The 6,605-nt window shown below is 68.0% G+C and carries 5 protein-coding genes and 1 pseudogene; 1 reads left to right on the top strand and 5 read right to left on the bottom strand.

Features of this window, described 5'->3' with window-relative positions; translation table 11 throughout:
• Positions 1-2 precede the first annotated feature (2 nt).
• The 4 genes and pseudogenes from ACRDUX_RS35485 to ACRDUX_RS35470 all read right to left on the bottom strand — a co-directional run.
• On the bottom strand, positions 3-1,706 hold the full coding sequence (locus tag ACRDUX_RS35485; RefSeq protein ID WP_526421315.1) for an HNH endonuclease signature motif containing protein: 1,704 nt from the start codon (positions 1,704-1,706) through the stop codon (positions 3-5).
• A gap of 141 nt (positions 1,707-1,847) precedes the next feature.
• Positions 1,848-3,149, bottom strand: coding sequence for an alpha-amylase family protein (locus tag ACRDUX_RS35480; protein ID WP_526421313.1), 1,302 nt, complete (start codon positions 3,147-3,149; stop codon positions 1,848-1,850).
• Complete coding sequence (locus ACRDUX_RS35475) at positions 3,146-3,625, bottom strand: nucleoside deaminase (RefSeq protein ID WP_526421316.1); 480 nt, start codon at positions 3,623-3,625, stop codon at positions 3,146-3,148. The genes ACRDUX_RS35480 and ACRDUX_RS35475 overlap by 4 nt, the downstream gene beginning before the upstream one ends.
• Positions 3,626-4,261 (bottom strand): annotated as a pseudogene (locus ACRDUX_RS35470) (rhomboid-like protein); the annotation flags it as partial.
• 91 nt (positions 4,262-4,352) lie between these two features.
• Here ACRDUX_RS35470 and ACRDUX_RS35465 point away from each other — a divergent pair.
• Positions 4,353-5,120, top strand: coding sequence for a maleylpyruvate isomerase family mycothiol-dependent enzyme (locus ACRDUX_RS35465; RefSeq protein ID WP_526421311.1), 768 nt, complete (start codon positions 4,353-4,355; stop codon positions 5,118-5,120).
• A gap of 18 nt (positions 5,121-5,138) precedes the next feature.
• On the opposite strand, the gene ACRDUX_RS35460 is transcribed toward ACRDUX_RS35465, so the two are convergent.
• The coding region (locus tag ACRDUX_RS35460) for a hypothetical protein (protein ID WP_526421309.1) at positions 5,139-6,605 on the bottom strand (1,467 nt) is incomplete at its 5' end.

The following is a 6,605-nucleotide window of genomic DNA, read 5'->3' as shown; positions in this document are numbered from 1 at the left end:
AACTATCCGACAGTGTTGGGCGACGGCCCGTGCGCTTCGGCTTCAGCTTCGGCCAGGGTCCGATTGAGTGTGCGTTCGTCGTGGATGCGGCGGGCCCGGTCTTGGGCCCTCGTGGTTCTACGGCGCGGCATCCTCAACCCCGCGGTGTGGGCTCGCCGGGCGGGCACCTCGACGGGGCTGACCGCTGCAGTGGGTTGGCACAGTTCTGGGAACGGCAGCCGACTCCCCGGCGTGGTGACGTGAGTCCGCCCGTCGGGTGCCGTCCAGATGACCGTGCCATCAAGGAGCTGCTGATCGTGCCAGCCGCCCTCCCCGCCCCAGAAAGTCTTGAGCAAATGATGTCCGCGGCATAGGCATTTGAGGTTGGCGGCCTGCGTCGGGCCGTACGGCCACGGAATCGTGTGGTCGACGTCGGCGATGGTGGCGGGTTGTTTGCAGCCCGGGAACCGACACGTCATATCGCGGCAGCGAACGAAGTCGGCCAGTGCCCTGGACGGGCGGTAGTGGGGTTCGGGTGGCGCCAGGCCGGGATGGATGATCACCGTCTGGGTGGCGTTCAGGGCGGCGCGGCGGGTGATCACGCCGGGTAGGAATTGTCCGCCCATCATGGCGGCGGGGCGGATGGTGGCCGGTGGGCCGTGTTCGGGTGTGGTGAGGTCGGTCCAGGTCAGCTCGCGCAATGGTTTGGAGAACATCGGCGGCGGGTGACCGTCGAGGCCCGCGCACTCGTCGGCGGAGGAGTCGGCGGCGGCCCTGTCGGGATCGCCGGCAGAACCGGAGTCGTCGGGGACCGAGGCGTCGTCGTGATCGTCGGGACTCTCGGCATCGTCGGGGGCTGGTGAATCCTCAGGTGCGTCGGGTCCATCGGGATCTTGGGGTCCGTCGGGAATGGGGGGTCCGCTGATGGTGTCTTGGTGGGCCACGATGTAGATGACCACCCCGGTCGAGGGCGGGTTGGCCGCGGCGGGGCAATCCTGCACATCGCAGAGGCACATCAGCCGGTCGGCGCCGTGGGACAGGGCGCCTATCGCGTCGGAGCGGCGTTGATCCTTGGTTCGGGGGTCAGCAGGGCAGACGGTGTCGGCCAGGGCATTCAAACGACCGTCCAGGGCGGTGGCGTCGGTCGCGAACAAGGTCGCGAACAGGATGGCCAACCCGGTGCCATCCTCAACGTGAATGTCCACCGAGCGGGAGCGGGCCTTGGTGTGGGTGCGGCGTACTGCGTGCGGGTCGACCTGTTCGATGAATGTGTCGATGTTCTGTTCGGTCTTCTCGATCGACATCGGTTCCCACGTCGTCAACGCCTCTGCTAGGGCGGTGTCCAGGGCGCGACGGGCCTCGGGGTCGGTGATCAGCATGCTGCGGGTGACGATGGCCTTGACCATCCGGTAATCGATCACACCCGCCATGAAGAGGGCCTGCACCTTCGGCAACCGGTCCCGCAGCGCGGTGCCCACCAGCAACAGTGCAGAGGCGGTTCCGCTGGTCATGCATGCGGTGGCGCCGATGTGGGCACACACCGCGGCCCAGTTGTCGATGCACCACTGCTCACGATCAGCCGAGCCGTCGGCGGCATGCGCAGCATCGAGCATGGTGACCATCGCGGCCAACCGCCGCGCACACGCCGCGGATTCAACCCGGGTCCAGGCATCGACGGCGGAAGCCCCGCGAGTCCCCGCGGTCCCGGTCACCAACTCTTCGAACATACTTTCGAATCTAGACGACCGTTCCGACCCATGCCAGGCCAAAACCCCAGGTTGTGGATGAACCACCGACTGTGGACAACCACGCCGTCAAATGCTGAAAATGTCGGTGCCACATGGTATTACCCGAGACGACTGCGGACGCTAGACCGCGACGACAGCCCAGCCGTGCGGCTCGACGTCGAGGCGGTCGACGACGGCCTCGGCAGGGGCGCCGGAGCCCGCGACGATGCGACCGCTGCCGATCCCGAGTTCGGACAACGACATTCGCAACGGCGAGTCGTCCACGTTCAGTGCCACCACCAGCGATCCGTCGTCCGACCCGGTTCGGTAGACGTACTGGCTGTTGGCCAGGTGCAACGGTGACGTCCGCGCAGTGTGGAGCCACGGGTGGCGTCGGCGCAGACCGATCAGATGCTGATGAAGGCGAAAGGTGTCGTGGCCCAAGTGCTCTGCCTGGTCTGGACTGGCCGGAAACTCCGGACGGACGGCGTCGTCGCCCCCGAAGCGCTCCTCCTTGACGCCGCGGTAGGCCCACTCGTCACCGGCGTACACGCTCGGGGTGCCACCGATGGTGAGCACGAGAACGAGTGCGTGATCGACGTGTCGGGCGTCGTCGACCCGGCTGGCGATTCTGGTGACGTCGTGGTTGCCGACGAACGTCATCGGCACGAACGTGTCGAGGAAGTCGTCGTGCCTGCGCAGCGCGTGGTCGAGCTCGTGGAAGTTGGCGTCATTGAGGCTGCTCCAGATCGCCTTCCACAGTTCGTACTGCGTGACGGAGTCGAACGTCGCCGTGGAGACGGTGGCGGCGTAGTCACCGTGGATCACCTCACCGACGAACCACGCGTCAGGGAATTCGCTGCGCACCCGTGGCAGCACCTGAGCCCAGAAGCGGTCGGGTACCGCGTACGCGGCGTCCAGCCGCCAGCCATCGGCGCCGCGGCGCAGCCAGTGCGACATGACGTCCGCGACGTAGTCGGCGACGGCGGGGTTGCCGTGGTTGAGCGTGATCAGGCCATCGTGGCCCTCGAACGTCGCGAAACCGTTGCCCCGCTTGCTGAACCACGAGTCGTCACCACCCGCGAGGGCGTCCTGGTATCGGGGGAAGTCGGCGCCGACGTGGTTGAAGACGCCGTCGAGCAGGATGCGCAGGCCACGGCCGCGGGCCTCCGCGACGAGGTGGTCGAAGTCGGATTCGTCACCGAGACGCGGATCGATCCGGTAGTGGTCGATCGTGTCATACCCGTGGGTCGCCGACGCGAACACCGGGCCGAGTGCAATGCCGGATGCACCGAGTTCCAGGGCGTGGTCGAGCCACGCGGCGATGCGGCGCAGCCGGTGCTCGTCGGCGGTGGGGGCAGGGTCGGCGGGAAACGCGCCGACGAAGCCGAGGGGGTAGATCTGCCACCAGAGTGCGTGCTCGACCCACGCCGGGTCCGTCACGGTTTGAACTTCGACTCGTAGAGCGATTTCATGGCTTCCTCTAGTTCCGGCGCGGGCCCGTCCGTCCGAACGTGCGGTGCCACCACCGAAATCGGCAGTGCGGCAACGGGCCCTGGCGGGAGTCCCCACTCGGTACGCCACACCACCAGCTGGGCTGACGAGGTCGCGTAGACGATGCGCCCCAGCCCCACCCAGGCGTGTGCGGCCGAGCACATCGGGCAGTGTTCGCCGGAGGTGTAGACGCTGGCGCGCGCCCGTTCGTCGGCACTGAGGTTGGCCGCGGACCAGCGTGCCAGCTCGAACTCGGGGTGACGGGTCGCGTCGCCGTCCTTGGTCCGGTTGCGATCCTCCGCGAGGACCGTCCCGTCGCCGTCGACCAGAAGCGAGCCGAACGGCTCGTCGCCCGCTTCGAGCGCCTCGCTGGCCAACTCCACGCAGCGGCGTAGGTGTACGAGGTCGTCATCGCTGATCGCCACAGCCGGAGTGTACGCAGGCGCGGACCTTCGGCGTCGGCGTGTGAGCGGGTAACAGGCCAGTCCGATGAGCAGTGCGCACAGGTGCCCCAGCGAGGTGAAGTTGGTGGCGAACACCAAGGCGCCGCCGACGACGACGACCACGGCGGCGAGGTAACCCCAGCGCCAGCGGCGTGGAATCCGATAGAACAGCACTCCGACGATGCCGACGACGAAGTAGCTCACGCCGACGTCGCGCGCGTCGATCAGGCGCGGGGACGCCGCAGACTCCTGGATGGTCCAGTAGAGATAGCCCTCGCCGAGATAAGTCGCGCCGACGTGGCAGATCAGTCCGATGGCCGCCCAGCGCAGATGCCCAAGCCACCGCTCGGCGGGCGCCAAGAACACCGTGAAGATCAGTAGATAGGGCCACCAGTAGCTACCGTCGATCCACAGCAGGCTCTGGAACAGCACTCGCAGCGGATCGGACGCCAGGTGATGAAGGTTCGTCGACGTGGACTGCAGGATCGTCCGCAGCGTGCGTGCGGTCAGCGAGTGTTGGATCAGCGTCGTCGAGAGCAGCACGGCCAGCCAGGAATAGGTCAGCGGAGCGCTGCGCACGTAGCTTCGCACCCGATCCCACGCGCGTGTCACGCTCATCGACGATAGAGAACGACTCGCCGCGATGATTCCGACACGCGGGAGGAGTCGTACCCGGTATGAGTGGGCAGAAGAGACAGGGGTTCGCACGTTGACCGACTTCGACCGGTACTGCACCGAGATCGTGGCGCAGGCCGACCTGTTCGCCGACCATCTCGACGGCGCCGACGTGACCGTCGCGGTGCCGTCGTGTCCGGGCTGGAACGTCTCGCAGTTGGCCAGCCACGTCGATGGAGGTCTGCGCTGGGCGCGCGAGATCGTCGCTGGACGAGCGAGCTCGCCGCCCCCCGACACGGCGCTGCGCGACCTTTCGGGGGCGACGGGCGACGATCCGGGCGAGCTGGCGGCCGCGCTGCGCTCGGCGGGCGTCGACCTCGCGGCCACCCTGCGTGCGGCGGGTGCCGACGCGCAGATGTGGTGCCCCGTCCCCGGCGGTGGGAGCGCCTTCTATGCGCGCCGCTTCACCCACGAGACCGCGGTGCACAGGGCTGACGCGGCGTTGGCGCTCGGAGTCGACTACGTCGTCGCGAACTTCGTCGCCGTCGACGGTGTCGAGGAGTGGCTCGAACTGGGTTGCGCGCCATTCCACTTCGACGTACACCCGTGGATGCGGGAGCTGCTCGGCCCAGGCCGGACGGTGGGACTGTACGCCACCGACACCGGTGGCCACTGGGTCATGGACTTCACGGGCGATGCGATCACGTGGCGCCGCGGCGACGAGACCACCACTGCGGGGCTACGCGGGCCGGTGACCGACCTCCTGTTGATCCTGTATCGGCGGCTGCCGGTGTCGGCGGCGAGCATCGAGGGGGATACCGCGTTCCTCGACTTCTGGTTGGAGCGGGTGGCGTTCGGCTGAGATGGACGAATGTGACGCTTAGTCGCAACAACCCGGCTCGTCGACGTCGAGCCTGCATGCGCACGACGCGAGGATCGGCACGTCGGCCCTGGCGCGGGCCAGGCCGAGCTGCTGGCCGATGACGATCGCTTCGTCGTTGCGACCCAACCGCTTCAGGCATTCGTGGTAGCCATGCAGGCTCCACACGTTGGCGGGATGCTGAGACGAGCGGCTCAACGTGGGATCCAGCCCGAGGTCGGCGGCATACACCGCAGCGGCGTCGTCGACGCGTCCCTGCTCCAGCAGTAGCGCCCCGTAGGCGTGCCTGGTCGGCTGCATCCAGCCCCAGGGTTCGTCGTAGGGGAGGGAGTCGTCGAGTTCGATCGCGCGTCTCAGGTGTTCGAATGCCTCGTCGAATCGACCTTGGCGGTAAGCGATTTCGCCGTCCAGCATGGCTGCGGCGACGGCGAGGATGTCGCGGCTGGTGTTGTTGAACAGGTAGCGGCTCTCCGGGATCCCGGCGTACGCAGCGGCGAAGGCCTGCTGCTCGACGAGCGCCTGCTCGAGCTGCCCCTTGGCGGCGTGCGCCACGCCGCGGCCGTAGTGAATCGTCGCGACGGTGGTGCAGTACAGGTCGACCTTTTCGGGCAGCGGTTGCGCGATCAGTTCGTCCCACCGCCCGAAGCGGATCAGCACGTGCACCCGCAGGGGGACGAACGCCTCCAGCCAGTCGGCCATGGGCGGTGATTCGATCGCGAGCAGCTCGGGGGTGAGTTGCGCCGCGAGCTCGTCGGCGGCCTGCGTCGCGGTCGCGTACTGGCCGAGGAACATCGCCGAATACACGATGAAGTGCAGATCGTGCGCCCGGTAGAGCGAGTAGAAGTTCAGCGGGCCCGCGCGCTCGACGAAGCGCCGGTCCGCCTGCACCGCAGCGTTGTTCGCCACGACCGAGCTCCGATAGTCGCCGCACAGCACGTCGATGTGGCTTGGCATGTGTTGGAGGTGACCGGCGTCGGGGACAAGGCCGCGCAACAGGTCCGCAGCGGGCAGCGCGTCCTCGGGTCGCGCCGACATCTCCATGGCGTGCAGGTAGAGATGCAGCACGCCGGGATGAACGCGGCCCGCCGCGGTGGCCAGCGCGTCGTCGAGGATCCGCTTGGCCGCCACGACGCGCGACCCCGGTGCCGGCTCACCGGTCCTGGTGTCCCACAACGCCCAGGCGGTGACGTTCATCAACGCGTCCGCGGCCAGTGCCTGCACGTCGGCGTCGTAGGGGTAGACCTCGGCCAGGACGGTCATGGCGTCGGCGTAGCCCCCGTGACCGGCGGTCAGGGCCTCAGCGTCCGAGGCGTCGTCGGTGGGGAAGCGCGCGGCCAGCGCGTCGATCAGTCCGCGCTCGACCGTCGATGCCCGGCCGTCGACGGCCAGGGTGAGTTCCATCCTGGCCCTGGCCAACGACGCGGCCAGGTCTTTCGCGTCGAAGGCCTCCCAGGCCTTGTTGTAGTT

The organism is Mycobacterium sp. (genome assembly GCF_050701675.1).
Lineage (GTDB): Bacteria > Actinomycetota > Actinomycetes > Mycobacteriales > Mycobacteriaceae > Mycobacterium.
The sequence above is the reverse complement of the archived record's forward strand: the minus strand, read 5'-3'. Positions and strand labels throughout refer to the sequence as shown.